This is a genomic window from Thalassovita taeanensis (assembly GCF_900110775.1).
Taxonomy (GTDB): domain Bacteria; phylum Pseudomonadota; class Alphaproteobacteria; order Rhodobacterales; family Rhodobacteraceae; genus Litorimicrobium; species Litorimicrobium taeanense.
Window position 1 is genome coordinate 132,900 of record NZ_FOEP01000007.1, and the last position, 23,937, is coordinate 156,836.

Genomic DNA, 23,937 nt, shown 5'->3' on the forward strand with positions numbered 1-23,937 from the left:
CTATCCGAATACAGTGGTTACGAGATCGCGCAGGGCGTCCTGCACGTCCGCATCGTCACTAAGCGGTTCGATGATCGCGGCCTCGATGGCTTGGGTGACTCCCATGCCACCCTGCATCAGCGTCGCGGCATAGATCAGCAGCCGAGTGGAAACGCCTTCCTCAAGATCCATCCCCGAAAGTTGGCGAATACAGCCGCCGAGCCGCACCAGAGGGGCGGTGCGATTGGCGTCCAGCCCGGATTCCTGAACCACGACCGCGATCTCGGTCTGGGGATTGGGAAAGTCGAAAGTGATCGACAGGAACCGCTGCCGGGTCGAGGGTTTGAGCCGTTTCAGCACGTTCTGGTAGCCGGGGTTGTAGGAGGCGACCAGCATGAATTCCGGCGGCGCGACCAACTCTTCGCCGGTGCGATCGATCATCAGTGTGCGGCGATTGTCGGTCAGTGGATGCAGCACAACGGTCACGTCTTTGCGTGCCTCGATCACTTCATCCAAATAACAAATCGCTCCTTCGCGTACGGCACGGGTCAGCGGGCCATCGACCCATTCGGTTTCGCCACCGCGCAAAAGGTATCGGCCGATCAGATCTGCTGCTGACAGATCATCATGGCAGGCGACGGTATAAAGCGGGCGGTCGGTGCGGGCTGCCATATGTTCGACAAACCGGGTTTTTCCGCAGCCGGTCGGCCCCTTCAGAAGAAGGGGCAAACCATTGATTTGGGCGGTTTCGAACAGCTCGCATTCACCTGCGGTTGGTTGGTAGTGCGGGATGCTTTGTGTCTTGGTCAGGGCGTTCATGGTCATTCTCCCGGTGCGGTTGCGGCGGAACCCGGCGTGATCACCTCGGCCTTTCGCACGACCAGTTGCGAGTAGATGAACAAGAGCGCCCCGATGACAACCGCCGCCCCCGCGCCAAAGCGCATCAGGTAGAAGATCGTCAGGCTGTCCTGCACATCCATGTAGTAGTCACCGACCACGCGCTGCATATGCGTCTGGATGGTGCCGGCGAAGGTTAGCACGAAGGTCATGAAGGCCATTCCGCCAGTCATTAGCCAGAAACTCGCCATGTTGAGCACCTGATTATAGGGCGCGCGATTGCGGAGCAGGGGCATGGCGTAGCTGATGATCGCGAGGTTCATTGCCACATAAGCGCCGTAGAACGACAGGTGCCCATGCGCGGCGGTGATTTGGGTGCCGTGGCTATAGAAGTTCACGCCATGCAGCGTATGCAGGAACCCCCAGACGCCCGCTCCGAAGAACGCGACGGTGCTGGACCCCAGCGACCACAAAAGTGCGGCTTGGTTGGGGTGGTTCCGTTTGCCTCTCCAGACCATGACGAAAGCAAAGCTCATCATCAGGAAGAAGGGGATCACCTCGAAGGTCGAGAAAATCGAGCCGACCCACTGCCAATACCCCGGCGTTCCGATCCAGTAGAAGTGGTGCCCAGTGCCTAGGATGCCGGAGAAAAGCGCGGTGGCGACGATGACATAGAGCCATTTTTCGACGATCTCGCGATCCACACCGGTCAATTTGAGCAGGATGAAGGCCAAGACCGAAGCCATCACAAGCTCCCATGTTGCCTCGACCCACAGATGGACGACAAACCACCAATACATTTTGTCCAGGCTGAGGTTCTCAGGATTGATGAAGGCAAAGACCCACAGGAGCGACAGAAGCCACAGGCCCATCAACAGGACGTTGGTGATCGCCGTCTTGCGCCCGGCCAGCACCGTCATCGAGATGTTGAACAGGAAGATCAGCGCCGCAACAAGGATGCCGAATTTGACCCAAAGCGGTTGTTCCAGAAATTCGCGCCCACCGTGGATGCCGACAAGATAGCTGCCGACGGCGCCAAGCGTGCCGACAACCAACAAGACCAGTTGGATATAGGCAAGTTTGGTCGAATACAGCTCTCGTTCAGCTTCCTCGGGCACAAGGAAATAGGCCGCTCCGAAAAAGCCAAGCAGGATCCACACGATCAGCGCGTTGGTGTGGATCATACGGATGATGTTGAAGGGCAGGAGCTCGGATAGGAAGTTCGGCGAGACATAGATCCAGCCTGCCAGAAGCCCGCCCAGCACCTGAATGGCGAAAAGCGCCAGCGCACAGACGAAATAGGCCAGTGCCACTTTTTGCGATTGATATTTCATGAGGTTTACTCCTTAGCCTGCGTCATTGGGCGGCCAGCCCTGCGTGTCAGTTTGGTCAGCCCAGCGAAGGAATTCCGCCAGCGCGCGCATATCTTCGTCGGAGATGTCAAAAAAAGGCATCTGGCGGCGGCCTTCGATGTCGCTAGGCTGCGCCTTCATCCATCCATCAAGCACCTCGTGGGCACCTTCGGGATCGTCCAGAACATCCCAACGGGTCATGACGTTGCCAAGTTCGGGGGCGAAATAGGCCCCTTCGCCATGCAGCGTGTGGCAGTTGATGCAGCTGTGGCGTTCCCAGACACGCTTGCCTTGCGCGACCTCGTCGGTCAGCTCCATTCCCGCCGTCGAGGTTGTCACGATGTAGCGGTGGCTTTGAACGGTCAGCGCAATAAAGACGACCACGAAGAATAAAGATCCCCCGTAGAAGACGTTGCGCGCCCGCGATTTTGTCAGGATCTCGGCCATGCGTCGGCCTCCTTTTCGGTTGCGAATGGAGGAAGCCATAGCTTTGGTTGGCGCGCCGAAGTTTGTGCAAGCGCAACGAACTTTGAGAATGACGGCGGTAATTTAAGACAGACGTTGGTTGGGAGGCTTCTATGTCAAACCCCGAAATAGAAGACCCCGATTTGCCGGTAGGCGATATCATGCACATTTGGCCCCGCACCGTTACGGTGTTCCTGAAGCACGGGATGCTTTGCGTCGGTTGCCATGTCGCCCCGCTTCATACGGTCAGCGAGGCTTGTTTGGAATACGGTCTGGACGAGGACAGTTTTCGCGCCGAACTTTGGACCGCCGCCGGGGAAAAGATCAGCTGTCGGTGAGGATCACCAAACGGTGCGGATCTTTGACAACGATGTGTTTGCGGCGGCTTTCGACAATGCCGTCTTTCTGCCAGGCACTGAGCAAGCGGCTGACGGTGTGCAGGGTCGTGCCAGTCATTTCCGAGATGTCCTGACGCGTGATCGGAAAGTCAATCTCTATCCCGTGTTCGGTTTTGCGCCCGGTCTGATTGATCAGCCGCAACAACGCGTTCGCGATCCGCTGCTCGACATGCAAGGTCGCCATTTCAGCGATCCTGTTGTGCATCTCTCCAAGCCGATCACCGACAGTTTTGTATGTTTCGGTCGCGAACCCGTCATAGTTGGTGACGAATCCATCCCACAAACGCGAAGGCCAGCACAGCACCACAGATTCCACCGCAGTCATCGCCGTCGCCGGATAGGTGGTCCGCTGTAGCGCTTTTGCGATGCCGAACAATTGGCCGCTGGGAATATGCAATGCGATCACTTGCTCGCCTGCGGGTGTAAGACGGACGACTCGGACATACCCGTCAAGCAGAAGGAAAAACCGATCTGCGGCGTCGCCTTCGTCAAAGATCGCAACACCGGCGTCGAAACGTTTGGCGGTCGCGTGATCCAGTATCTGGCTGATCTGATCGCGCGGCAGCCGCGAAAACGGCGGAAGGGGCGACAGAAGGCTCGGATCAAGTTTCGGCACGTTTCCTCTTTTCTCTCGGCTGAACAATCTGTTGATCCACGATAGACCTCACGTTCCAAGGTGCACAACCAAATTGCACTGGCCCGTGGTTTTTGCTCAAACGCTCAATAATATTCGATATTTTCGATGCGAATTTTGTTTGTGCAAGATCAAAGAACGGGCCGCGTCACGGGTCTACCACTCCTTCCAACGACAACCGAAACACGGAAGGAATTCGGCATGTTTGGGAAATTCGCAGCAACTTTGGCAATCGGGCTCGCCTTGGCAAGCGCGGCCCCGGCTGAGACGTTTGAAGTTCAGATGCTCAACAAGGGCGAGGCCGGGAAAATGATTTTTGAGCCCGCGTTTCTGCGCGTGGCAAAAGGCGACAGCGTAAAGTTCGTCGCTGCCAACAAAGGCCACAACGCCGAGGCCATCGAAGGGATGATCCCGGATGGTGCTGCGGTTTTCAAGGGCAAGATCAACGAAGAAATTGATGTCACGTTTGATGTCGAAGGGCTCTATGCCGTGAAATGTAAACCGCACTACGCGATGGGCATGGTGATGACCATCGCAGTTGGCGACGACGTTGCAGTGCCGGACACCTTCTTTGAAGGCCGCGTTCCCAAAAAGGCGCTCGAACGGTTCGAAGCGCAAATTTCGGGACTTTGAATTATCGGCGGCGGTGCGAGGCGCATCGCCTTACCACAACTACACCAAGCTAACCCAAGGAGGTTACAATGACCAAATTCGTAAACCCCGGACTGCTTCCGACGAGCCGCCGCAATGTCTTGCGCGGGTCCGTTCTTGCGGGCGCCGCAGCTTTTACCGGTTCTATGGCCGCAGCTGCTGGTGCGCCTCGTCGTGCGCCCTTGGCATCCCAGCCGCAGGTATCGGCGGGCGCCATCAAAGTACAGGCTGATGCAATCGCCAAGGCCGCCCCGGCGGACCTTGCGGGGTATGAGCGTGTCCGGCAAGAGCTTGTCGCGCCACCCTTTGCCCCCAAGCACGATCAGGTTGCGGTCGGTGGACCGAAGATTGTTGAGATCGAAATGATCACCGAAGAGCGGCTGATGGTCGTTGACGAGGATACAGGCGCCAGCATCTGGGCACTGACCTATAACGGTTCGGTTCCCGGTCCGTTGATCATTGTGCATCAGGGCGATTATGTCGAGCTGACGCTTCGCAATCCATCCGCCAGTAACATGGAACACAACATCGATTTCCACGCCTCGACAGGGGCGCTTGGGGGCGGTGGCCTGACCCATGTCTATCCGGGTGAAGAAACGGTGCTGCGCTGGAAAGCAACCAAGCCGGGGGTCTTCACCTATCACTGTGCACCGGGGGGCGCGATGATCCCATATCATGTCTGCCACGGCATGAACGGCACGGTTATGGTTCTGCCGCGCGACGGTCTGAAGGACGGCGCCGGCAATCCGCTGGTCTATGATGAAATCGCCTATATCGGTGAGCAGGATTATTACCTGCCGATGGACGAGAACGGCGAATATCGCACATATGAAGCCGCAGGTGACGATTATTCCGACAGCATTGATGCGATGCGGACACTGATACCGACGCACTCCGTGTTCAACGGCGCCGTCGGAGCGCTGACCGGGGAAACCGCCCTGCGCTCGAAAGTTGGGAAAACGGTTCTGATGATCCACAATCAGGCCAACCGCGACACCCGCCCGCACCTGATTGGCGGCCATGGCAACTTCATATGGGAAGCTGGATCGTTCAGCGACGCACCGCAGACCGGCCTTGAAAGCTGGTTCATTCGCGGCGGGTCCTCTGGAGCGGCGCTCTACACCTTCGAGCAGCCCGGCGTTTATGCTTACGTCAACCACAATCTGATTGAGGCCGCACTGCTTGGCGCGACAGCCCACTTCGTTGTGGAAGGCGCGTGGAATAATGCCCTCATGGAGCAAGTAGTCGCCCCGCGCGCATCCGAAGCCTGAGGTTGGACCAATGAGCAAAGCGCCCGCCAAACTGATCTTTCCGATCCGCCCCATTGTCGCTGGGCTGAGTGTGATGGTTTCGGCGAGCGTGATTTTCGGGGCTGCGTCGATTTTTCTTCGCGGCCCCGATGCTGACTATATTCCACAAATGGCACTGATCCCCGTCGCCAGTTCAAGTGGCGGAGAGCTGTTCGTTCAGGCGCGCGAAGTGACCATTTCTGAATGGAATAGATGCCACGCCTCGGGCGATTGCACTTTGCAACTGCGCCCTCCCGTTGGCCACACTGGCGCCGACTATCCGGCTACTGGTCTCAATTGGGTCGACGTGAATGAATACCTAACATGGATCAATAAAAAATCCCGGCACACCTTCCGATTACCAACGTCAGGTGAATGGACGGCCATGGCCGCATCGGTGATGCCCAAAAAACCCGACCCAATCTTTACGGACCCCGAACTGACTTGGGCCTCGACCTACCTTACCGAGGGGTTGGTCAGCCGCAAACTTGAACCAAGCGGAAGTTATTCGCAGACGGTTGAAGGGATCGGCGATCTTGACGGAAATGTATGGGAATGGACGCGGGACTGTTATGCTGGTGCCAGTGAAGGTCAGCGCCTTGATCCAAATGTTTGCCCAGCCTTTTTTGTCGGCGGCGAACATGAGGCGGTTATCCCGTTCCTTGTGCGCGATCCCGCTCGGGGCGGGTGCGCAGTCGGTGCGCCGCCACCGCATCTTGGAATGCGTCTGGTCAGTGACAGTCCACTCCCGGCGCACTAGGGAAGTGGCGAAACACCGAACATAGCCGGGTGCAGCGCGATCAATACCATGTAGAGCGCCACGCCACAGCCAACGCGGATGAGAAGCCGCGCCCAGGATCGTGGTGTGGGGACAAGCGGGCCGCGCTGCACATCGGTCCAGAGGCATTGCCAACCCGTTGCCCCCATCTCGCGGCGCTTGCGCCTGTCGACGATCCACATTCCCATGAATGAAAAGCCCGCGAAGGTACCGAACAGCATGACATGTGCCAGATCTCCGTTCGGTATCAGATGCGCCATGGACCAAATGGCCAACGCTGCAAGCATCGGATGTCGGAGCCATCGAATGACACCGGGATTGTCGCAAGCGAAGATGTCATTGCGTGCGCCGCCAAAGGAAAACGGGTTCGGCCGCCGGAATGATATGGCGAGTATCAGACAGACAAGCGCCATCGCTGCCAAAGCCGCATGATTTTGCCAAGCCGCACGCCCCCACAATTCGATATATGGTGCCCGGCCTGCCGCATGGATCAGCCATCCCAGCGCAGCCAATGACAGCGCGGAATAGGCCAGTGTGAAGCCGCGCGCGCCTAACCGTGCCACCAGCCGCGTCTTGACCGGTGGCCTTAGCGGAATGCTGTGTGTAAAAAGAAACAGGGCAAATGCCGCCGCGAATACCAACCAGCCCATTAGCTAACCTTGTTTTTTGGTGTCATCAGGAGTGGACCATAGACAAGAGCAAAGCCGATGAACGCAAGGCACCAAAGCGCTGCGGATATGGAATAAAGCTCGAAGGCCGAAACCGACCATATACCTGCAGCAACCCGCGCAAAAACCGCCCCGAAGAGCGCGAGATAGACACCGGTCGTGGCACCCCCTGCTGTCAGCGCCCGTCCGGTATGTCCAAGTGTGGCGCGGGTCATGACAGCCAATGTCATCATCCCGATTGCGCCCGCCATCCACAGGTGCTGCGCTGATCCCGGTGCCACCAGATCAGGGCGCAGGATTGAGGCGCCAAGCGCAAGCGCCCCCAACGGCACAAAGGCATAGGCCAGATGCAAAACCCAAACCAGCGGCTCTGACGTCGTCCTATGTCCGGACCAGCGCGAGAGGCGGGCAAATTGGGCAAGCCCCACAAAAATCAGCGCGAAGGCGGTCAATGCATCCAACGGCCTCGCAACCCAAAGTGACAGCCCGGCAAGCGATAAAAGCAACACAGATTTGTCAAATCGCTGCATCGGTGGGATGGGGCGCGAAGGGTCGGAACGTTTGACCAACCAATTCCTTGTGAATGAGGGAACGATCCGCCCCCCAATAACGCTGATCATCATAATGCCTGCGGCTAGCCCGATCCGCAGTCCTATACCCTGCGACGGGGTTCCGCCACGGGCAGCCTCCCAATGGAAAATGGCCCCGCCGATGATCAGAAACACGACCAAGGCAAGCACGATCAGATTTTTCCAATTCCGTCCGGCAATGATCTCTCGGGCCAGCATTATCGCCAGTGAAGTCATGCAGGACAGATCAATCAGGAAAACCACGATCGGCGGCAGATACTGCGAAAAAGTGACCGCCAGCCGCCCCGCGACCCAAAGCCCTGCCAGAAAGGCAAGCCGCCATCCGACAACGGGCAAACGCCCGGTCCAGTTTGGAACCGCTGTGAGCAGAAAACCCGCCACCACCGCTACTAGGTATCCGAAAATGAATGCATGCGCGTGCCATGACACGGGGTCAAACGCAGTGGGTAGCTGAACGCCACCCGACAGCATACCAATCCACAGCACCATCGCGACTGCCGCCCAGATTGCAGCAAGCAAGAAAAAGGGGCGAAACCCGAACGATAACACCGCAGGCCCAGTCCAGGCCCGAATCTGTGCTGCAGAAGTCTTCATTCGCGCCGCTCCCAATCGGTGCCTCTGTTGGCCTAGCGCATAGGCGCAGCAGAAAGCCTCTGAGAGGGTGTGTGACGGAATTGCGATGACTGTTCCTTGCTCTTTCGCAATGAACGGTCGGGATGAGGGAAAAATTCAAATTCAAGAAAGCCCACGGCAAGACATCTTGAGAACAGCATATCCTCTGAAGGATCCTGACCAGTGCCACAACGCTGATGCTTTGCGGGTGGCGCACCTGTTCGCTTGAAAGCCATCATGCAACTCGTGCAAACAAACGGCTCCTTGTTTGAGCGATCATCATGGCTGTTCGGTGACGATGGTATCAAGGTTGCGGCCCGTCCATGGAGATTATGACATCAGCCTCAGTCAGGGTTACGGTCCATCCGGGAACACTGAACTGCGAGTCCTGATTGGTCTTCATGATCTCGTGCTGGCCGTATTTAGCGATGGCTCCATTCAGCGCCGCACCACAGAGGCTGGCGTCCGGCCTGTTCGACAGCCGCCGTGCCAGCCCCTTGCGGGCGGCACAGTTCATGATTGCCACCAGACACAGGAACCCGTCCCATCCAGCGTGTCTGATGGCAAAAGCACGGAAAGCCTGACCTCGAATGGCTACACTTTGGTCGCACACCCAAACCGCTCTTTCAGCCGCGAATGCCGAGGATGAACACAATGCGGGAACTCATATCTTTCCCGCCGATTGACCCGATGCTATCTGTTATTCCAATTTGAGCCGATTTTTTTCAATAATTTCAATCATAGGATGGGCTTCACATGCCCAACAACTATAGTCTTCAGGGCTTCGGCATCGAATTCATAGGTACCGATCAGCCCGTCTCCTTCTAGGCGCGCACCTTTGCAATCATCGGTCGCAGCGGAGAAGCGCCCGAACTGATGTATAGCTGCACCGGCAACAGCGCAGACGACACCACGGCTGAGTTCAATAGCCAAGGCATCATTTGGAGCGCGAGCGGCGGTAAGGACCTACTGCGAGACTACAGTGGTAGCGACCAGATTGACGGCGATGACGGCAATGACGAGATCACCCCCGGCACCAACACTGGCATAGACGTCGTCCATACCGGCCTTGGTAGGCGACATTGTGGACTACTCGACCTCGACCTACGGGTTTCAGGAACTCAGCTATGCGGGCGATGCCGTTCCGGTCGACGTATATATCGACGGCGAGGAAAATATCGGTGACATTCAGCAGGGGCCCATCACCATTGATATTGACCGTTACTATAGCGAGACTTATTATTTCGACCTTTCAATGCGCAACTCCTACGACGCGCTGATCAACGTCGCTACAGCGATGGATACGATCAGCAATCCGCTGGGCGGGCTCAGCATCGTCGGCACCTCGGGTGATGACTACTTCTCAGTTTCCAGCAAGATCGGTCAGTAGGTCAACTTCACCGGCGGTGACAGGATCGATTCTTACGACAGCGTGGGCGAAGGCTTGATGCGCCTGACATTCATCGGGGCGCCCGGCGGGGCCCAGGTGGACCTGAACACCGGCGTGATCGCCAACGACGGCTACGGCACCGCGACGATCATCGGCCAGCCTTGGGAGCTGCGCGGCACAGCGCAGGCTGATATGTTCACTGGATCGCTCCGGGATGAATCCTTTATCCTCGAAGGCGGCGAGGGCTTAGACCAGCTTCGCTATGACCTGACCGGTGTGGAAAATCTGAACGTCGATCTGGAAGCGATTCAGGCCACAGGTCTCTGGGGTGGAGTTTACTCATAGCATCAGCAATATCGAAGGGGGGGCACGGCAGCGCGGATCACGACGTGATCAAAGGCAACGCGGCGAACAACCAGCCGAGTGGCGCAGAGGGGAACGACGAATTGCTTGGGGGTGCCGGGAGTGACACGATCATCGGCGGATATGGTGCGGACTCGATTCATGGCGGCGATGGAGATGATGTGCCGACCGGTTCTATCATCTGGGTACTGCCGACCACGAGTCTGATTGGGTTCAGGACAATACAGCGGCGGATGGAGATGTGCTGATATTTGGTGGCGCGGCCACCCGCGACGAATTCCAGTCAACGTCTCCGAAACGGCGAGCGCGGGGACGGCGGGCGTTGAGGAGGGCTTCGTGATTTTCCGCCCCCACGGGTCAGATCTTGTGGGCGCTTGTCGATGGCGCGGCGCAGGAGGAACTCAACCTGGTAATTGTTGGCACGACCTATGATCTATTAATGTGATCCTGCGCTTTGTTGCACAAATCACCTGATGAGATTCACCTTGTGAACGCAACAAGATAGCGTGCGGTAACGAGAAACTGGACACTATCGACTTACGAGACCGAGAACTGGCTAGGCTATGATAAAGCGCTGAAGACGCTCAGATCTCTGCCCCCAGCACGTTGGGGGCAGAGATGGTTGCCGCGGGTAAACGGCAAATGTCAGACTGATACGCCACCTGACTGTTGGTGAGTTTGGTACATATGGGCGGAGTTATCGCTTCGCGCCGCCGACATGTGGCCAGTGCCGGGCGGATGAGGTTTCTAGATCGTAGGCAAGACGCGATAGCGACAGGGTCCGGGTGTAACGGTCCTCTTTGGGCAGGATGTCGGGGATCGCCGCCTGCGAGGTGGGCGTGAACGCGGCAAAGGCGGATCGGAGCACGAAGATCAGCAGGTAGACCTGCCAAACCTCGCTGACGAATGGCAGACAGAGCGAAACCGGTCATTCGTGAAAGTGCTAAAGCCACCGTGAGAACCACCCCGGATGCCCCACGTCAAACTCCAACCATTATGCGATCGGCTTGGTGTCTCGGTCATTGCGTCAGCCGATCAGCCTCGTCCATCAACCGGACGACGTCCTCATCTGATGTTTGGCCGAAATCCACATAGTGTGCACCGACCGCGATCAGCCTCTGCGGCTTTAGCAAACACACGATCTCGTCGACTTCGGAGCGGAATTCCTCAAGCGTATCCGGCGCGGCGACTGGCACTGCCAATACCAGTTTTGCCGGTTTGCGCAGCCGCACTGCTTTGAGCGAGGCGCGCATCGTCGCTCCGGTTGCGATGCCGTCATCAACAACGATGGCCGTCCGCCCCTCGATTGGGATCGACCCACGACCCTTTAGATAGAGGTCACGTCTGCGCCGTATCTCTACCAATTTGGTCTGCGCCATGCGGTCTATGTCGTCGTGCGAGAGCTCGGCATGTTCGGCGACGGCCTCGTTGATGGCGAGTTGGGGATGGTCACCATTTACGATGGCCGCCACGGCGAGTTCTGGTTGTGTCGGCACACCGATCTTGCGGACCATCACAAGATCCATCGGCGCTCGAAGCGCTCGCACGACCTCGATCGCGACGGGCACGCCGCCGCGCGGCAGCGCCAGAATGACCGGATCACCATAGCCCTTGCGGACAAGCTCGGCGGCGAGTGCTTTTCCAGCCTCCGTTCGGTTGACAAATTCGTTCATGATCCCCTCTCCGCCTGTGTGAAATGCTCTTCGAACCAAGTCCCGGCCAAGTTGACGACCTGCTCCAAGGTTCCGGGCTCTTCGAAAAGATGCGTAGCACCGGGCACGATTTCGAGCTTCCATGTGCAGGTAAGCCGTTCCGCTGCGGCCTCGTTTAACCCGATCACCTGATAGTCATCACCACCGACAATCAGAAGTACGGGCGCGTGAACCCGCGCCAGCGCATCGTCCGCCAGATCGGGGCGCCCCCCACGCGAAACCACAGCCACGACATGGGACGGCGCACGCGCCGCCGCAACCAGCGCAGCCGCCGCTCCGGTGCTTGCTCCGAAAAGCCCGATCGGTAGCGCCGGAATGTCCAGATTGGCCTGCGCCCAAGAGATCGCGTCGATCATCCGCGTGCTCAACAGCTTGATATCGAATACGTTCGAGCGATCCTGAGTCTCCTCCTCTGTGAGCAGATCGAAAAGAAGCGTGGCAATCGCTCGCTTCTCCAATTCTTCGGCGACGAAATTGTTTCGAACGCTCAGGTGGCTGCTGCCTGCACCATGGGCAAAAATCACCAACCCCAAAGGTTCCGGTGGCAGGCGAAGAAACCCCTCGAGCCCCTTCGACCCAACGGAAACAGTTCGTTTGCGTGACACAAAGATAGACATCCAAATCTCCAGAGATAATCGCGTTTCTGCCATCATTCAGCGCAAGTATCGTCGGAATGGGAGCACCCGGCATTGACGTCAATCAACGCCAAAGCGAATGTTTTAAAAACATGAAGACAATTTAAAGCCCACCTTCGGCACGCTCATCTCAGACTATCAAATGCTGCCATCCATGCTTGCCGTAGTGACGATCCACCAGCAAAGTCTACAAAGCAGCTATCCCCATAGAGGAGATGCAACATGGATCGCTTCACCGGCGGTTGCCTGTGCGGCAAAGTTCGGGTCGTGGCTCAGGGCCGCCCATATCGGGTCGGCATTTGCCATTGTCTGGAATGCCGCAAACATCATGGTGCCCTTTTCCATGCGTCGGCGGTTTTCCCGCGGGAGGCAGTGATCATAGATGGCGAAACGCACGACTACGCTGGACGGTTCTTCTGCCCTCTATGTGGCTCGTCCGTTTTCTCATGCACTTCAGATGAAATCGAAGTGCATCTTGGATCCCTCGATGCACCCGACCAACTGATACCATCATATGAACTCTGGACCGTTCGCCGCGAGTCTTGGTTGCCGTCTTTTCCGCTCAAAGGACGATACGAACGCGGTCGCGACGACACTGGTCGTTCTGAGGGCTGAAGCGCATTGTCAGCCCAGACCGGGATATACCCGGCCATCCGGTGCTATGTTGCGGGCTCTCTTGAGCGGACATCTGTGATCATTTCTACAGTTCTACAGTTCTACAGTTCTACAGTTCTACAGTTCTACAGTTCTACAGTTCTACAGTTCTACAGTTCTGCAGACGGAATGGCGGCTGAGCGGGATGAAATCGTCACTGGGCCAAGTTTGCGCGACAGCTCAAGAGCCGTTGGTCGGTCGCTTCATGGCCGCCGCTAGGGCCGACCCCAATGAGCCCTGACTTGTCCCCGCTGGTGGCCGCGCCGTTGCGGATTTCGCCACGCGGGCCGGTTTTGGTTTTTCAGCGTCGCGTCGACCCGGTGATGAGGCGGCGCTGTTGTCTTTGCGCATGGTCAGGCCGATGCGCTTGCGCGGCACGTCGACTTCGGTCACCCGGACACGCACTACGTCACCGGCTTTCACAACCTCATGCGGGTCCTTCACAAAGCGATCCGCAAGTTGGCTGACATGCACCAACCCGTCCTGATGTACACCGATGTCGACGAAGGCTCCGAAGGCCGCAACGTTGGTTACGGTACCTTCCAGCGACATGCCGGGCTTGAGGTCTGTGATGCTATCGATACCCTCGGCAAAGGTGGCGGTCTTGAAGGTCGGGCGCGGGTCGCGGCCTGGTTTTTCCAGTTCCGTCAGAATATCGCGGATGGTGGGCAAGCCAAAGCTGGCGTCAACAAACTGTTCAGCCCGCAGGCCCGCAAGCGCGCTGCTATCGCCCATGATCGCGCGGATGTCACGGCCACAGGCCTGCACGATCTTGCGCGCAACACCATATGCCTCGGGGTGAACTGATGACGCGTCAAGCGGCTCGGTGCCATCTGTGATGCGCAAGAAGCCCGCGCATTGTACAAACGCCTTTGGCCCCAGCCCAGACACCTTGAGCAGCGCTTTGCGGGTGGCAAAAGGGCCGTTGGCATCACGGTGCGCGACGATGGCCTGCGCCAGCGAGGGCCCCAGCCCCGCGATATGCGCCAGCAGCGGGGCGGAGGCCATGTTAAGATCAACACCGACTGCGTTCACCGCATCCTCGACCACGGCGGCAAGGGATTGCGCGAGACGACGCTGATCCACGTCGTGCTGATACTGGCCAACGCCGATGGCCTGCGGCTCAATCTTCACCAATTCGGCCAAAGGGTCTTGCAAGCGGCGGGCGATGGACACCGCCCCGCGCAGCGACACGTCAATGTCGGGGAATTCCTGCGACGCCAGTTCGGACGCGGAATAGACCGAGGCACCTGCCTCAGAGACGATGACCGGCGTGGGGCGCGGACTGCCTGCGGGTAAGCGTTTGATCACATCCGCGACCAGCCGTTCGGACTCGCGGCTTGCGGTGCCATTGCCAATGGCGATCAGCGCGATGCCGTGGCGGCGGATCATCTGGGTCAGGGTTTCTTCAGCGCCACGCAGGTCGTTGCGAGGCTGGAAGGGATATATCGTTGCGGTGTCCAGCAGCTTGCCTGTTTCATCCACAACGGCAATCTTGCACCCCGTCCGGATGCCGGGGTCGAGTCCCAGGGTTGCGCGCGCGCCAGCGGGAGCGGCCAAAAGCAGGTCGCGCAGGTTGCGGGCAAAGACATCGATCGCGGCCGCATGGGCGCGGCGGCGCAGGTCGGTCATGAGATCCATAAACATCGACAGGCTGAGCTTGGTATTCCACGCCCAGCTTGCAGCCCCTCGCAACCAAAGATCGCCCGGGGCCTCACCAGAAATCCCGATCTCGGTGGCGATAATGCGGACAACCCGTGGAAGACCGGCTTCGGGCTCGGGGGCGATGTTGATGGTGACGATTTCTTCCTTGGCAGCCCGCAGGATGGCCAAGGCACGGTGCGACGGGATCGTGGCCCATTTCTCGCTATGATCAAAATAGTCCGAGAACTTCGCCCCAATCTGCTCTTTTCCGGCGGTCACTCGGGCGGTGATCAGGGCCTCTTGCTGCATGACTTGGCGCAAGCGCCCCAGTAGGGCGGCGTTTTCGCCCAGTTCTTCGACCAAGATATCCCGCGCACCGGTCAAGGCGTCTTTTTGCGTAGGGACGGCATCACAGATATATGCCTGCGCCAGCACGGCGGGATCAGCGGCGCGGTGCGCGAGAATCGAGCGCAACAGCGGTTCCAGACCGTTTTCGCGGGCGATCATCGCTTTGGTGCGCCGCTTGGGTTTGAAGGGAAGATAAAGGTCCTCCAGCACCGCTTTGGTGTCTGCGGCGGCGATATTGCGGGCCAGCAAGTCGGTCAGTTTGCCCTGAGATGTAATCTCCCCAAGAATACTTGCCCGCCGCTTTTCCAGATCGCGCAGATAGTCCAGCCGCTCGGCCAGCCGACGCAACTGCGTGTCGTCCAGACCACCCGTTGCCTCTTTGCGGTAACGCGCGACAAAGGGGACCGTATCGCCGCCATCAAGCAAAGCGACCGTGGCGGTGACCTGCTCAGGACGCGCGCCGATGTCTGCGGCAATATTGCGGGCAATGCGATCTGCGGCGACGGTCATGGCGAGCTCCTTTTGGCTGTCGGATTCCCGTGATAGCGTCGCAGGCATCGGCCGCCAAGCCCTCGTTGGTTTTCTGCTGTTTTGCTTCATCGTCAACGGGCGACATCATGCCGCTGTTCGCGTGTTTGCGAGATTGATCGGAAAGCATCTCAATGGAACCGAACACATCCGGCCTTGCCGCGTCGCGTGTGACATACGCTCGTCGCCTGATCCGTTCGCGCTTCAATCGTTTGATCTCGGTGGCGTGCTCAGCGCCTTCAGTTCGCCGTTGTGGCGGCCTAAAAAACTGCACCTTCCAAGTGTAAAGCGCCTTGGTGCTAATCCCCAGCCGTTCGGCGACAGACACCGTCAACGGCTCTATCAACCACCTGAAAGGCTCAGGGTGGTTGTGGTATACGATGACTGTCTGGCAGGCGGAATATCGACTGACCGCGTTGGACTGCGTGTTCGTTAGGTGTGAATTTGCGAATTTCACGGCAGCGGGGCAGATTTTGGAAAAAACAGAGAAAGAAACAGGTTTTATCCCGTGAGATCCCAGTCTTGGGCGGTCAAGGTTCCAAGTTGGACTGGTTAGGTTCCAATTTTGACCGAACATCACACTAGGGAGTACTGGCTGGGGTGGTAGGATTCGAACCTACGATACACGGTACCAAAAACCGATGCCTTACCGCTTGGCTACACCCCAACAGTGTGGCGCTAATTACGCTGGACCGTCGCAGGGTTCAAGCCCCGAAATCAGAAAAAATGCGGTTCTATTCGCGGGGGGCATCGCGTTGCAGAAGATCGTCCTCGCGGGTGGTTTCACGTTCCTCTTTGACGATCTGTTCCAATGCCTGCTCGGCCGTGGCTTCGACATTCAATGCAGGAAGGGACGGAGCGGTGGAGGGCGGGATGTCGCGCGGGGGCGCCGCAGGCGTGTCGCTGTGGGTGATCAGTCGATAGGTGGGTTCGGGCATTTGGATATTGGCCTGCGTGAAGGCCGCCATCACCAGACGAATCGCTTCGGAGCGGGCGACGAGCAGCCCGGTGGCGGTCTGATCAATCCAGGCTGTCAGGCGCAGATTGATGGTACTGTCACCCACCGTTTCGATCCAGACAGCCGGGGCCGGGGTGTCCAGAACAAAGGGCAGCGCGGTCAGAGTGTCCTGTGCCAGAGGCAATGCCTGTGCCAGATCGCTGTCTGGGGCGACAGCGAGGTCGAAGGAAAATCGCCGCTCGGCATTGCGGGTATAATTTACGATCCGCGATTTGAAGACTGTCGCGTTGGGGATACGGATATGGTTGCCGTCATAGGACAGCAGGATCGTGGCCCGGCTGGTCAGGCGGATCACCTTGCCTTCATCGCCACCAATCTCGATCGCATCATTGGGTCGGAACGGCTGCCTGATCGACAGCATGATCGATGCGATGAAATTTTCCACAGTGTCCTTGACTGCAAAACCGATAGCGAGGCCGATGATCCCCGCCGCGCCAAGGATGGTCGAAAGCAACGCCGTGGCCCCAAGAATATCGAGCGCCACAACGATACCGCCCATCAGAAAAACCAGACGCACCACCTGCCGGTAGATGTCTGCAATAAAGCTGTTGGGGGCCAGCCGGTCCCACGGGCGTTTCATCCGCGCCAGCAACATCCCCATCATTAGAACAGCAGCAAACGCCAGAATGGCCACCGCCAGCAACGGCAGATAGGAAACAAACTGCGTCATGCGGGTCTTGAACCGCTGCATCGCTGGGTTCAGGCGCTCGACCACATCGGTGGTTTCTGTCACCTCATTGCGAATGGCAACGACCCCCGCCACCCGGCTGATCAGCTCGTTCAGGCGTTGCGCCGCGGCGCCGTCCAGCGTTGTGCCACGCAGCGTGACAATGCCCGAAGACACAGTGACTGTGACATCATCATACCCTTCAAGCTCGTTCAGGATGTCGCGGATCCGCACGGCAATGGCGGCGTCCTGTGTGGCGCTATCCTCGACTGCGATCGTGCCTGAAGGCTGCTCGATCTCTTGCGTGGCCAGAGATTGCGTCAGGGCCGGTGTGCCCAACAGAAGCGAAAGCAGAAGCAATATAAAGCGCATGTGAGTAACTTGGCTGTGAAACATGCCTCCAGCCTAGCCGCCCGCAGGGGCGGGCGGAAGAGGGGATCGCGAGGGGCCGCGTCAGTCGCGGATCTCGTCCGGCGCCACGCCCCACAGCCGCGCCTTTGGGGCCCAGCCGCGAAATCCGCCTGCCGAAACTTTACACCAGTCGGGCGTGCAGTCTTCCAGCGCGGCAATAACGCCCATCTCCAGGCGGGCGGTGGTTGCCGTGGCCTCGTCGGGGCGTACGTGCAGGTCCAGCATATCTTGATCCACAATCACCGTGCGTACACCGGACAGCAGCGAATAATGCACCCAGCCACCCGCACCGTCGCGGTCACGCACCTGCCGCCAATGGCCATATTCGGCAGTGATTTCCACCGGCATGTCCTTGCGTTTGAACACCCAGTCGATGCGATGGGTCAGGCTGGGACCGCGCCGCACATTCGCCTCAGAGGATTTCACCGAGACAAATCGGGGCAGGGGCAGATTGGTAACCGGCCCACGATCCTGAGCCAGTGCCGGGACGCTCAGAAGCAGGCCGACAAGGACGGCCCCGAGAAGAGGTGTTTTCATGATCTTTGCCCGTGCATTGCTGCTGTGCCCGTGAATTTTCGCTTGGGGTTCTTGTGCCCCGGCTTTTCATCCGCCACTCTGCCAGCAACGCGGACGATTTGAAAGAAGGGGGAGAGGCATTATGGCATCTGGACGTCTGAGTGTTGTTGTTACGCGACGCTTGCCTGAGGTTGTTGAGACACGGCTAACAGAACTGTTCGACGTGCGCCTGCGCGAGGATGACCGCCCGATGTCCCGCGATGAGCTGCTTCAAGCGGTGCGCGAGGCCGATATTTTGGTGCCAACGCTGATGGATCGGATCGATTCCACGCTGATCGCGCAGGCAGGGGATCAACTCAGGCTGATTGCGAATTACGGTGCCGGTGTTGATCATATCGACGTCAACACCGCCCGCCAGCGCGGTATTCTTGTCTCGAACACCCCCGGTGTTCTGACCGACGATACCGCCGACATGACCATGGCGCTGATTCTGGCCGTGACACGGCGCATCCCCGAAGGGCTGGCCGTGATGCAAAGCGGCAAGTGGCAGGGTTGGTCGCCAACTGCCTTTCTTGGCGGGAGGGTCAGTGGTCGTCGTCTGGGCATTCTGGGCATGGGGCGGATCGGACAGGCGGTGGCGCGCCGGGCCAAAGCGTTCGGGATGCAGGTCCATTACCACAACCGCAGGCGCCTGCGCCCCGAGACCGAAGAGGCGCTTGAGGCAACATATTGGGAAAGTCTGGATCAGATGGTGGCCCGCATGGACGTGCTGAGCATCAATTGTCCGCACACGCCTGCGACGTTCCACCTGATGAACGCGCGGCGGCTGAAGCTGTTGAAACCGACAGCGGTGATCGTGAACACGTCACGCGGTGAGGTGATCGACGAAAACGCCCTGACGCGGATGTTGCAGGCCGGGGAACTGGCCGGGGCGGGTCTGGATGTGTACGAACACGGCACCGAGGCCAATCCGTATCTGCGCGAGATGACAAACGTGGTGATGCTGCCGCACATGGGTTCAGCCACTGTCGAAGGACGGATCGAGATGGGCGAGAAGGTGATCATCAACATCAAGACCTTCGCCGATGGCCATCGCCCGCCCGATCAGGTCGTGCCTGCAATGCTGTAAGCGCTCAGCGGCGTTCGCAGCGAAAACCGGACCAAGGGCGTGCCGATCAGCCTTGGCGCTGTTTGGTATGCCGATACGCAAGGAGCGCTGCGATGAAACTGTGGATTCTTTCTGTTGCTCTCGGGCTTGGTCTAAGCGGAGCACCAGTGGCCGAGCAGGCTGCGGATGCGATCGCGCCAGAAGGCGCGGCAGGCGGCGTGCAACTGACGATTTCGCCGGATGTGGCGCAGGCGCTGGCGGCGAAACAGGCGGGCGTTCCGGTGGCTGCCGAGGATTGGATGATTGCGGCGGCCAATCCACTGGCGGTTCAGGCGGGCGCGCGGGTTTTGCGCGCGGGTGGAAGCGCAGCAGATGCAATGGTGGCTGTACAGCTGGTGCTGGGGCTGGTTGAGCCGCAGTCCTCTGGCTTGGGCGGCGGGGCGTTTCTGGTCTGGTATGATGCGGCGACGGGGCGGTTAAGCACGCTGGACGGGCGCGAAACCGCGCCGTTGGCCGCACGACCGACGTTGTTTCAGGACGATCAGGGCGAACCGTTGAAATTTTTTGACGCGGTTGTGGGGGGGCGATCTGTCGGAACGCCGGGCACGCCTGCGCTTCTGGCCGAGGCGCACCGTCGCTGGGGGCGCTTGGACTGGTCCTCGCTTTTTGACGATGCGCGTGGTTTGGCGACCGATGGTTTTGCCGTCTCGCCACGTCTCGCGGCTTTGGTCGCTGCCGATGCAGATCGTTTGGCGCGGGATCCGGCCACGGCGGCGTACTTTCTGCCGGGTGGGGCCCCCGTGCAAGCCGGTCATTTGCTGCGCAACCCGGACTATGCAGACACGTTGCGGGCCTTGGCCGAGGGCGGAGAGGGCGCATTTTATACCGGCCCGATTGCGCAGGATATCACGGCGGCGGTGCAGGGGGCCCCGGGCAATCCCGGCGTGCTTGGCCCGGTCGATTTGTCGATTTACCGCGTCGTTGCCCGTGATCCGGTTTGCGCCAGCTATCGCATTTATGAGGTGTGCGGTATGGGGCCGCCCTCGTCAGGGGCGGTGGCTGTGGGGCAAATATTGGGCCTGCTGGAGGGGGTCGACCTTGCCGCGCTTGGTCCCGGCAGTGCCGAGGCGTGGCGGTTGATCGGCGATGCCAGCCGTCTGGCTTTCGCGGATCGCGGGCGCTATCTGGCGGACAGTGATTTTGTGCCCGTGCCGGTTCAGGGTCTGCTGGCCCCGGCGTATCTGACGGATCGCGCAACGCTGCTGCGCCGCACCGATGCCTTGTCAGAGGTCACGCCCGGCAGGCCGGACTTCGATCACACGCTGAACTTGGCGGATGATGAGGCGATCGAGCTGCCCTCGACTTCGCACATCTCGATCGTGGATCGCGATGGCAATGCGCTGTCGATGACGACGACAATCGAGAATGGGTTCGGGTCACGGCTGATGGTGCGCGGGTTCCTGTTGAACAATGAACTGACGGATTTTTCCTTCCGCTCGCACAAAGACGGTGTGCCGATTGCCAACCGGGTCGAGCCGGGTAAGCGGCCGCGCTCGTCCATGGCGCCGACGATTGTGATGCAAGACGGCAAGCCGGTGCTGGTGATCGGATCACCCGGTGGTAGCCGGATCATCGGCTATGTGGCGCAGGCGATTGTGGCGCATCTGGACTGGGGAATGGATGTGCAAGAAGCCGTGGCGATGGGACATTTGGTTAACCGTTTTGGCACTTACGACCTTGAGACGGGAAGCCGCGCCGAAACCTTGGCCGCGTCGCTGGAAGCGATGGGGTTCAAGGTTGGTCTGCGCGAGCTGAACTCGGGCCTGCACGCAATTTCTGTGGGGCCGCGGGGTCTTCGCGGCGGGGCGGACCCGCGCCGCGAAGGGATTGCCATAGGCGACTGAGCGCCGCCTTATCCCTGATGCTTGATGAAGCTGCCGTTGTTCAACTCGTTGAACGCCTGCTGTAATTCGGCCCGCGTGTTCATCACGATCGGCCCATGCCAAGCCACGGGTTCCTGAATGGGCCTGCCTGAGATCAGCAAAAAACGGATACCTTCGTCGCCTGCCTGAACCGTCACCGCGTCGCCGGTGCCAAACCGCACCAGCGTGCGGTTGCCAGTCTGATCGCGGATGTTCAGCTCGTGCCCAGCGTATTCCTTTTCCACTCGCACCCCAACCGGGCCCGAGGCATCGCGGAAACTGCCGCTGCCTGCAAACACATAAGCCAGCGCGTTCGAATAGGTATCGACCGGCAGAACCTTGCGCTTGCCCGCCGGGATCGACACGTCCAGCATCATCGGCTCGGCGGCGATGCCATCCACCGGGCCAGTCTTGCCCCAGAAATTCCCGATGATCACCTTGACCACGGTACCGTCATCATCAACCTCGACCGGAATATCACTGCCGGTGATGTCCTGATAGCGTGGTGTGGTCATCTTCAACCCCGAGGGCAGGTTCGCCCAAAGCTGAAACCCATGCATCCGGCCCTGAGTGTCGCCACTGGGCATTTCCTGATGCACGATGCCAGATCCGGCGGTCATCCATTGCACCGACCCCGGCCCAAGAAGGCCTCGGTTTCCAAGGCTGTCGGCATGCTCCACCTGACCTTCGAGAACATAGGTAATCGTCTCGATCCCGCGATGCGGATGCCAAGGGAACCCTTTAGAGTACAGCCGCGGATCGTCATTGCGGAAATCATCCATCATCAGGAACGGGTCGGTCAGGGTTGGATCCCCAAAGCCGAAAACACGCTGCAAATGCACGCCTGCGCCTTCAATGGCGGGCTGGGCTTGGGTGGTGGCGGCAACGGGGCGGAAGGTCATTGCGGTTTCTCCTTTGTGTCGAGGATAAAATGGCGCAATACGCGGAAAAGAAAACAGGCCCGCGCGAACGGGGCCTGTGCGTTTTTTAGCAAAGTCATTGGCTGGTCTGAGCGCGGGATTGAGTATTTCGACCAGAAAGAAGCTAAGGCGCGTTTACTTATAGACCTGATCGGGACCGGGGAAGGCGCGGGATTTGACCTCGGTCGCGTAGTCGCTGACCGCTTGTTCAATCGCGGGGCCCAGATTGCCATAGACCTTGACGAATTTGGGTGTCCATTCGTTCAGTCCCAGCATGTCCTCCAGCACAAGAATTTGCCCGTCACACTCTGCGCTGGCACCGATTCCGATGGTGGGAATGGCGATCTGTTTGGTGATGCGGGTAGCCAGCGGCTCGACCATGCCTTCCAGTACTACGGCGAAGGCACCGGCGGCGGTTACGGCGGCGGCGTCGGCCTCAAACAGGGGCCAGCTGTCTTCGTCGCGGCCCTGAGTTTTAAAGCCGCCCATCGTGTGGCTGGACTGCGGGGTCAGGCCGATATGGGCCATCACCGGGATGCCGCGTTCGGTGAGAAAGCGGATGGTGTCGGCCATGCGCGAGCCGCCCTCCAGCTTGACCGCGCCGCAGCCGGTTTCCTGCATGATGCGCGCGGCGTTGCGAAAGGCAATTTGTGGGCTTTCCTCATAAGAGCCAAAGGGCATATCGACCACAATCAGCGCTTTTTGCGTGCCGCGCACGACTGCCTTGCCGTGGGTGATCATCAGGTCCAGCGACACGCCCAGCGTGCTGTCCATCCCGTGCATGACCATGCCAAGGCTGTCGCCCACGAGGATGAAATCGGCATATTTATCAACAATGGCGGCCGTATGCGCGTGATAGGACGTGAGCGAGACAATCGGCTCGCCGCCTTTACGGTTGGCAATCTGGGGCACTGTGGTGCGGCGGATTTTGGACTGGGCGCTCATGCTTGTACTACCTTTTGGTCAATCAGAAGAATGTCGCCAAAAGCGACGGAGATCATCACCGCGACCGGGCCTGCCAGGCGTCCCGACAACTCGGTCAGAGTGTCGGCTGCGACCGTATCCAGCCCTTCAAGTGTGGCGCGGGGTTCTGCGGCGATGGTCGCGGTGATTATGTCGCGAAGATCGCCGACCGTGGCGCCGGGGTGGGTGGCTGACGCTTCTGCGGCGCACAGGGCGCGGTTCAGGATCGTGGCGGCGGCGCGATCCTCGGGCGAAAGGCGGACATTGCGCGATGACATGGCCAAACCATCAGCCTCGCGGACGGTGGGGCCGCCAAGGATGCGCACAGGCATGTGCAGATCCTGCACCATACGCTTGATCACCTGAAGTTGCTGATAATCTTTTTCGCCAAACACCGCGACATCGGGCTGCACGATATTGAACAGCCGCGCCACAACCGAGGCCACGCCGCGGAAATGGCCGGGACGGATTTTGCCATGCAGGATATTGGCCATGCGGGTGGTTTCGACGATGGTTTCATTGCCCGGCGGGTACACTTCGGTGGCTTCGGGGAGGAACACGGCGGCGACGTTCACGGACGTGAGCAGGGCTAGATCACGGGGCTCGTCCCGCGGGTATTGATCCAGATCGGCAGTCTGACCGAACTGCGTAGGATTAACGAAGATCGATACAATTACGGCGTCGCATTCTGCCTGTGCTTTGGTGATCAGCGACAGGTGCCCATCATGCAAAAAACCCATCGTGGGGACAAAGCCAATGGTTTTACCCGTGGCGCGCAGGGCGGCTGTGGTGGCGCGGCACTCTTGAATGCTTCGGCAGATTTTCATTGCGCGGTGTATCCTCCCCAAGAAAACACCGTAGTTCTACGGTATGCGTTGTGGCACG

The 23,937-nt window shown here is 59.2% G+C and carries 27 protein-coding genes, 1 tRNA gene and 1 pseudogene; 11 read left to right on the forward strand and 18 right to left on the reverse strand.

Annotated features, from left to right (window positions below; genetic code table 11):
- From BSF79_RS11535 to BSF79_RS11545, 3 genes are read right to left on the reverse strand one after another with little or no spacing between them, the layout of a single operon-like run.
- Complete coding sequence (locus BSF79_RS11535) at nucleotides 1–798, reverse strand: CbbQ/NirQ/NorQ/GpvN family protein (protein WP_090270043.1); 798 nt, start codon at nucleotides 796–798, stop codon at nucleotides 1–3.
- Between the two features lie 2 nt (nucleotides 799–800).
- Nucleotides 801–2,150: a cbb3-type cytochrome c oxidase subunit I gene (locus BSF79_RS11540; RefSeq protein WP_090270044.1), complete on the reverse strand. Its 1,350-nt coding sequence runs from the start codon at nucleotides 2,148–2,150 to the stop codon at nucleotides 801–803.
- A gap of 12 nt (nucleotides 2,151–2,162) precedes the next feature.
- Nucleotides 2,163–2,615: a c-type cytochrome gene (locus BSF79_RS11545; RefSeq protein ID WP_090270045.1), complete on the reverse strand. Its 453-nt coding sequence runs from the start codon at nucleotides 2,613–2,615 to the stop codon at nucleotides 2,163–2,165.
- A gap of 131 nt (nucleotides 2,616–2,746) precedes the next feature.
- Here BSF79_RS11545 and BSF79_RS11550 point away from each other — a divergent pair, with 131 nt between their 5' ends.
- Nucleotides 2,747–2,971 (forward strand): DUF1858 domain-containing protein, encoded by a 225-nt coding sequence (locus BSF79_RS11550; RefSeq protein ID WP_090270046.1) that lies wholly within the window; start codon nucleotides 2,747–2,749, stop codon nucleotides 2,969–2,971.
- Here the strand turns inward: BSF79_RS11550 and BSF79_RS11555 are convergent.
- On the reverse strand, nucleotides 2,958–3,647 hold the full coding sequence (locus tag BSF79_RS11555; protein ID WP_090270047.1) for a Crp/Fnr family transcriptional regulator: 690 nt from the start codon (nucleotides 3,645–3,647) through the stop codon (nucleotides 2,958–2,960). The two genes, BSF79_RS11550 and BSF79_RS11555, sit on opposite strands and share 14 nt — an antisense overlap.
- Before the next feature lie 219 nt (nucleotides 3,648–3,866).
- Here BSF79_RS11555 and BSF79_RS11560 point away from each other — a divergent pair, with 219 nt between their 5' ends.
- The 3 genes from BSF79_RS11560 (at nucleotide 3,867) to BSF79_RS11570 (ending at nucleotide 6,365) form a co-directional block, all read left to right on the forward strand.
- The gene (locus BSF79_RS11560; RefSeq protein ID WP_245776385.1) at nucleotides 3,867–4,298 is read left to right on the forward strand and encodes a pseudoazurin; all 432 of its coding nucleotides are present in this window, start codon (nucleotides 3,867–3,869) and stop codon (nucleotides 4,296–4,298) included.
- A 68-nt stretch (nucleotides 4,299–4,366) separates the two neighbouring features.
- Entirely contained in the window at nucleotides 4,367–5,587 is a 1,221-nt protein-coding gene (nirK, locus tag BSF79_RS11565) for a copper-containing nitrite reductase (RefSeq protein WP_090270048.1), read from the forward strand.
- 10 nt (nucleotides 5,588–5,597) lie between these two features.
- A complete protein-coding gene (locus BSF79_RS11570) occupies nucleotides 5,598–6,365 on the forward strand; it encodes a formylglycine-generating enzyme family protein (RefSeq protein ID WP_090270049.1) in 768 nt (255 codons plus the stop codon).
- Here the strand turns inward: BSF79_RS11570 and BSF79_RS11575 are convergent.
- From BSF79_RS11575 to BSF79_RS11585, 3 genes are all read right to left on the reverse strand, one after another.
- Nucleotides 6,362–7,033, reverse strand: coding sequence for an NnrU family protein (locus BSF79_RS11575; RefSeq protein ID WP_090270050.1), 672 nt, complete (start codon nucleotides 7,031–7,033; stop codon nucleotides 6,362–6,364). The two genes, BSF79_RS11570 and BSF79_RS11575, sit on opposite strands and share 4 nt — an antisense overlap.
- Nucleotides 7,033–8,235, reverse strand: coding sequence for an NnrS family protein (locus BSF79_RS11580; RefSeq protein ID WP_090270051.1), 1,203 nt, complete (start codon nucleotides 8,233–8,235; stop codon nucleotides 7,033–7,035). The genes BSF79_RS11575 and BSF79_RS11580 overlap by 1 nt, the downstream gene beginning before the upstream one ends.
- A gap of 322 nt (nucleotides 8,236–8,557) precedes the next feature.
- Complete coding sequence (locus tag BSF79_RS11585; protein WP_090270052.1) at nucleotides 8,558–8,866, reverse strand: hypothetical protein; 309 nt, start codon at nucleotides 8,864–8,866, stop codon at nucleotides 8,558–8,560.
- 456 nt (nucleotides 8,867–9,322) lie between these two features.
- Here BSF79_RS11585 and BSF79_RS11590 point away from each other — a divergent pair, with 456 nt between their 5' ends.
- The 3 genes from BSF79_RS11590 to BSF79_RS20085 are packed head-to-tail and all read left to right on the forward strand — an operon-like array spanning nucleotide 9,323 to nucleotide 10,254.
- Nucleotides 9,323–9,643, forward strand: a complete 321-nt coding sequence (locus BSF79_RS11590) for a hypothetical protein (protein ID WP_139246433.1) — start codon at nucleotides 9,323–9,325, stop codon at nucleotides 9,641–9,643.
- A gap of 57 nt (nucleotides 9,644–9,700) precedes the next feature.
- Nucleotides 9,701–9,988: a hypothetical protein gene (locus tag BSF79_RS11595; protein WP_090270054.1), complete on the forward strand. Its 288-nt coding sequence runs from the start codon at nucleotides 9,701–9,703 to the stop codon at nucleotides 9,986–9,988.
- Nucleotides 9,989–10,032: 44 nt separating this feature from the next.
- Nucleotides 10,033–10,254: a calcium-binding protein gene (locus tag BSF79_RS20085; RefSeq protein WP_245776386.1), complete on the forward strand. Its 222-nt coding sequence runs from the start codon at nucleotides 10,033–10,035 to the stop codon at nucleotides 10,252–10,254.
- A gap of 497 nt (nucleotides 10,255–10,751) precedes the next feature.
- On the opposite strand, the pseudogene BSF79_RS11605 reads toward BSF79_RS20085, so the two are convergent.
- From BSF79_RS11605 to BSF79_RS11615, 3 genes and pseudogenes are all read right to left on the reverse strand, one after another.
- Nucleotides 10,752–10,931: pseudogene (locus BSF79_RS11605) on the reverse strand (MFS transporter); the annotation flags it as partial.
- Between the two features lie 94 nt (nucleotides 10,932–11,025).
- Nucleotides 11,026–11,679, reverse strand: a complete 654-nt coding sequence (locus BSF79_RS11610; RefSeq protein WP_090270055.1) for a phosphoribosyltransferase — start codon at nucleotides 11,677–11,679, stop codon at nucleotides 11,026–11,028.
- Complete coding sequence (locus tag BSF79_RS11615; protein WP_090270102.1) at nucleotides 11,676–12,335, reverse strand: dienelactone hydrolase family protein; 660 nt, start codon at nucleotides 12,333–12,335, stop codon at nucleotides 11,676–11,678. Before BSF79_RS11615 ends, BSF79_RS11610 begins: the two co-directional genes overlap by 4 nt.
- 240 nt (nucleotides 12,336–12,575) lie before the next feature.
- Between BSF79_RS11615 and BSF79_RS11620 the strand changes: the two genes are divergently transcribed.
- Entirely contained in the window at nucleotides 12,576–12,968 is a 393-nt protein-coding gene (locus BSF79_RS11620; protein WP_090270056.1) for a GFA family protein, read from the forward strand.
- Nucleotides 12,969–13,187: 219 nt separating this feature from the next.
- On the opposite strand, the gene BSF79_RS11625 is transcribed toward BSF79_RS11620, so the two are convergent.
- Together BSF79_RS11625 and BSF79_RS19775 are read right to left on the reverse strand one after the other, a co-directional pair.
- Nucleotides 13,188–15,509, reverse strand: a complete 2,322-nt coding sequence (locus tag BSF79_RS11625) for a Tex family protein (protein WP_090270057.1) — start codon at nucleotides 15,507–15,509, stop codon at nucleotides 13,188–13,190.
- Nucleotides 15,448–15,861 carry a hypothetical protein gene (locus BSF79_RS19775; RefSeq protein WP_217650062.1) on the reverse strand — a complete coding sequence of 138 codons (414 nt, stop codon included), beginning with the start codon at nucleotides 15,859–15,861 and terminating at the stop codon, nucleotides 15,448–15,450. Before BSF79_RS19775 ends, BSF79_RS11625 begins: the two co-directional genes overlap by 62 nt.
- Before the next feature lie 46 nt (nucleotides 15,862–15,907).
- On the opposite strand from BSF79_RS19775, the gene BSF79_RS20230 reads away from it, so the two are divergent.
- On the forward strand, nucleotides 15,908–16,039 hold the full coding sequence (locus tag BSF79_RS20230) for a hypothetical protein (RefSeq protein ID WP_281248640.1): 132 nt from the start codon (nucleotides 15,908–15,910) through the stop codon (nucleotides 16,037–16,039).
- Between the two features lie 80 nt (nucleotides 16,040–16,119).
- Here the strand turns inward: BSF79_RS20230 and BSF79_RS11630 are convergent.
- The 3 genes from BSF79_RS11630 to BSF79_RS11640 all read right to left on the reverse strand — a co-directional run bounded on the left by BSF79_RS11630 (nucleotide 16,120) and on the right by BSF79_RS11640 (nucleotide 18,160).
- A tRNA-Gln gene (locus BSF79_RS11630) sits at nucleotides 16,120–16,194 on the reverse strand.
- Between the two features lie 67 nt (nucleotides 16,195–16,261).
- Entirely contained in the window at nucleotides 16,262–17,584 is a 1,323-nt protein-coding gene (locus BSF79_RS11635) for a mechanosensitive ion channel family protein (RefSeq protein WP_090270058.1), read from the reverse strand.
- Between the two features lie 81 nt (nucleotides 17,585–17,665).
- The gene (locus tag BSF79_RS11640; protein WP_090270059.1) at nucleotides 17,666–18,160 is read right to left on the reverse strand and encodes an SH3 domain-containing protein; all 495 of its coding nucleotides are present in this window, start codon (nucleotides 18,158–18,160) and stop codon (nucleotides 17,666–17,668) included.
- A gap of 121 nt (nucleotides 18,161–18,281) precedes the next feature.
- Between BSF79_RS11640 and BSF79_RS11645 the strand changes: the two genes are divergently transcribed.
- A complete protein-coding gene (locus tag BSF79_RS11645) occupies nucleotides 18,282–19,268 on the forward strand; it encodes a 2-hydroxyacid dehydrogenase (protein ID WP_090270060.1) in 987 nt (328 codons plus the stop codon).
- A 92-nt stretch (nucleotides 19,269–19,360) separates the two neighbouring features.
- Nucleotides 19,361–21,151, forward strand: a complete 1,791-nt coding sequence (gene ggt / locus BSF79_RS11650) for a gamma-glutamyltransferase (protein WP_090270061.1) — start codon at nucleotides 19,361–19,363, stop codon at nucleotides 21,149–21,151.
- An 8-nt stretch (nucleotides 21,152–21,159) separates the two neighbouring features.
- On the opposite strand, the gene BSF79_RS11655 is transcribed toward ggt, so the two are convergent.
- The 3 genes from BSF79_RS11655 to panC all read right to left on the reverse strand — a co-directional run bounded on the left by BSF79_RS11655 (nucleotide 21,160) and on the right by panC (nucleotide 23,879).
- On the reverse strand, nucleotides 21,160–22,071 hold the full coding sequence (locus BSF79_RS11655) for a pirin family protein (protein ID WP_090270062.1): 912 nt from the start codon (nucleotides 22,069–22,071) through the stop codon (nucleotides 21,160–21,162).
- A 153-nt stretch (nucleotides 22,072–22,224) separates the two neighbouring features.
- Nucleotides 22,225–23,034, reverse strand: a complete 810-nt coding sequence (gene panB / locus BSF79_RS11660) for a 3-methyl-2-oxobutanoate hydroxymethyltransferase (protein ID WP_090270063.1) — start codon at nucleotides 23,032–23,034, stop codon at nucleotides 22,225–22,227.
- On the reverse strand, nucleotides 23,031–23,879 hold the full coding sequence (panC, locus tag BSF79_RS11665; protein ID WP_090270064.1) for a pantoate--beta-alanine ligase: 849 nt from the start codon (nucleotides 23,877–23,879) through the stop codon (nucleotides 23,031–23,033). Before panC ends, panB begins: the two co-directional genes overlap by 4 nt.
- Between the last annotated feature and the right edge of the window lie 58 nt (nucleotides 23,880–23,937).

Bases quoted from the DNA above. Each gene is read 5' to 3' on its own strand.
- BSF79_RS11570 (WP_090270049.1), top strand. From the start codon at position 5,598: ATGAGCAAAGCGCCCGCCAAACTGATCTTTCCGATCCGCCCCATTGTC.
- BSF79_RS11540 (WP_090270044.1), bottom strand. From the start codon at position 2,150: ATGAAATATCAATCGCAAAAAGTGGCACTGGCCTATTTCGTCTGTGCG.
- panB (WP_090270063.1), bottom strand. From the start codon at position 23,034: ATGAGCGCCCAGTCCAAAATCCGCCGCACCACAGTGCCCCAGATTGCC.
- BSF79_RS11545 (WP_090270045.1), bottom strand. From the start codon at position 2,615: ATGGCCGAGATCCTGACAAAATCGCGGGCGCGCAACGTCTTCTACGGG.
- ggt (WP_090270061.1), top strand. From the start codon at position 19,361: ATGAAACTGTGGATTCTTTCTGTTGCTCTCGGGCTTGGTCTAAGCGGA.
- BSF79_RS11655 (WP_090270062.1), bottom strand. From the start codon at position 22,071: ATGACCTTCCGCCCCGTTGCCGCCACCACCCAAGCCCAGCCCGCCATT.
- BSF79_RS11645 (WP_090270060.1), top strand. From the start codon at position 18,282: ATGGCATCTGGACGTCTGAGTGTTGTTGTTACGCGACGCTTGCCTGAG.
- BSF79_RS11640 (WP_090270059.1), bottom strand. From the start codon at position 18,160: ATGAAAACACCTCTTCTCGGGGCCGTCCTTGTCGGCCTGCTTCTGAGC.
- panC (WP_090270064.1), bottom strand. From the start codon at position 23,879: ATGAAAATCTGCCGAAGCATTCAAGAGTGCCGCGCCACCACAGCCGCC.
- BSF79_RS11635 (WP_090270058.1), bottom strand. From the start codon at position 17,584: ATGCGCTTTATATTGCTTCTGCTTTCGCTTCTGTTGGGCACACCGGCC.
- BSF79_RS11535 (WP_090270043.1), bottom strand. From the start codon at position 798: ATGAACGCCCTGACCAAGACACAAAGCATCCCGCACTACCAACCAACC.
- BSF79_RS11615 (WP_090270102.1), bottom strand. From the start codon at position 12,335: ATGTCTATCTTTGTGTCACGCAAACGAACTGTTTCCGTTGGGTCGAAG.
- nirK (WP_090270048.1), top strand. From the start codon at position 4,367: ATGACCAAATTCGTAAACCCCGGACTGCTTCCGACGAGCCGCCGCAAT.
- BSF79_RS11625 (WP_090270057.1), bottom strand. From the start codon at position 15,509: ATGACCGTCGCCGCAGATCGCATTGCCCGCAATATTGCCGCAGACATC.
- BSF79_RS11580 (WP_090270051.1), bottom strand. From the start codon at position 8,235: ATGAAGACTTCTGCAGCACAGATTCGGGCCTGGACTGGGCCTGCGGTG.
- BSF79_RS11610 (WP_090270055.1), bottom strand. From the start codon at position 11,679: ATGAACGAATTTGTCAACCGAACGGAGGCTGGAAAAGCACTCGCCGCC.
- BSF79_RS11595 (WP_090270054.1), top strand. From the start codon at position 9,701: ATGCGCCTGACATTCATCGGGGCGCCCGGCGGGGCCCAGGTGGACCTG.
- BSF79_RS20230 (WP_281248640.1), top strand. From the start codon at position 15,908: ATGACTGTCTGGCAGGCGGAATATCGACTGACCGCGTTGGACTGCGTG.
- BSF79_RS11620 (WP_090270056.1), top strand. From the start codon at position 12,576: ATGGATCGCTTCACCGGCGGTTGCCTGTGCGGCAAAGTTCGGGTCGTG.
- BSF79_RS11575 (WP_090270050.1), bottom strand. From the start codon at position 7,033: ATGGGCTGGTTGGTATTCGCGGCGGCATTTGCCCTGTTTCTTTTTACA.
- BSF79_RS11550 (WP_090270046.1), top strand. From the start codon at position 2,747: ATGTCAAACCCCGAAATAGAAGACCCCGATTTGCCGGTAGGCGATATC.
- BSF79_RS11560 (WP_245776385.1), top strand. From the start codon at position 3,867: ATGTTTGGGAAATTCGCAGCAACTTTGGCAATCGGGCTCGCCTTGGCA.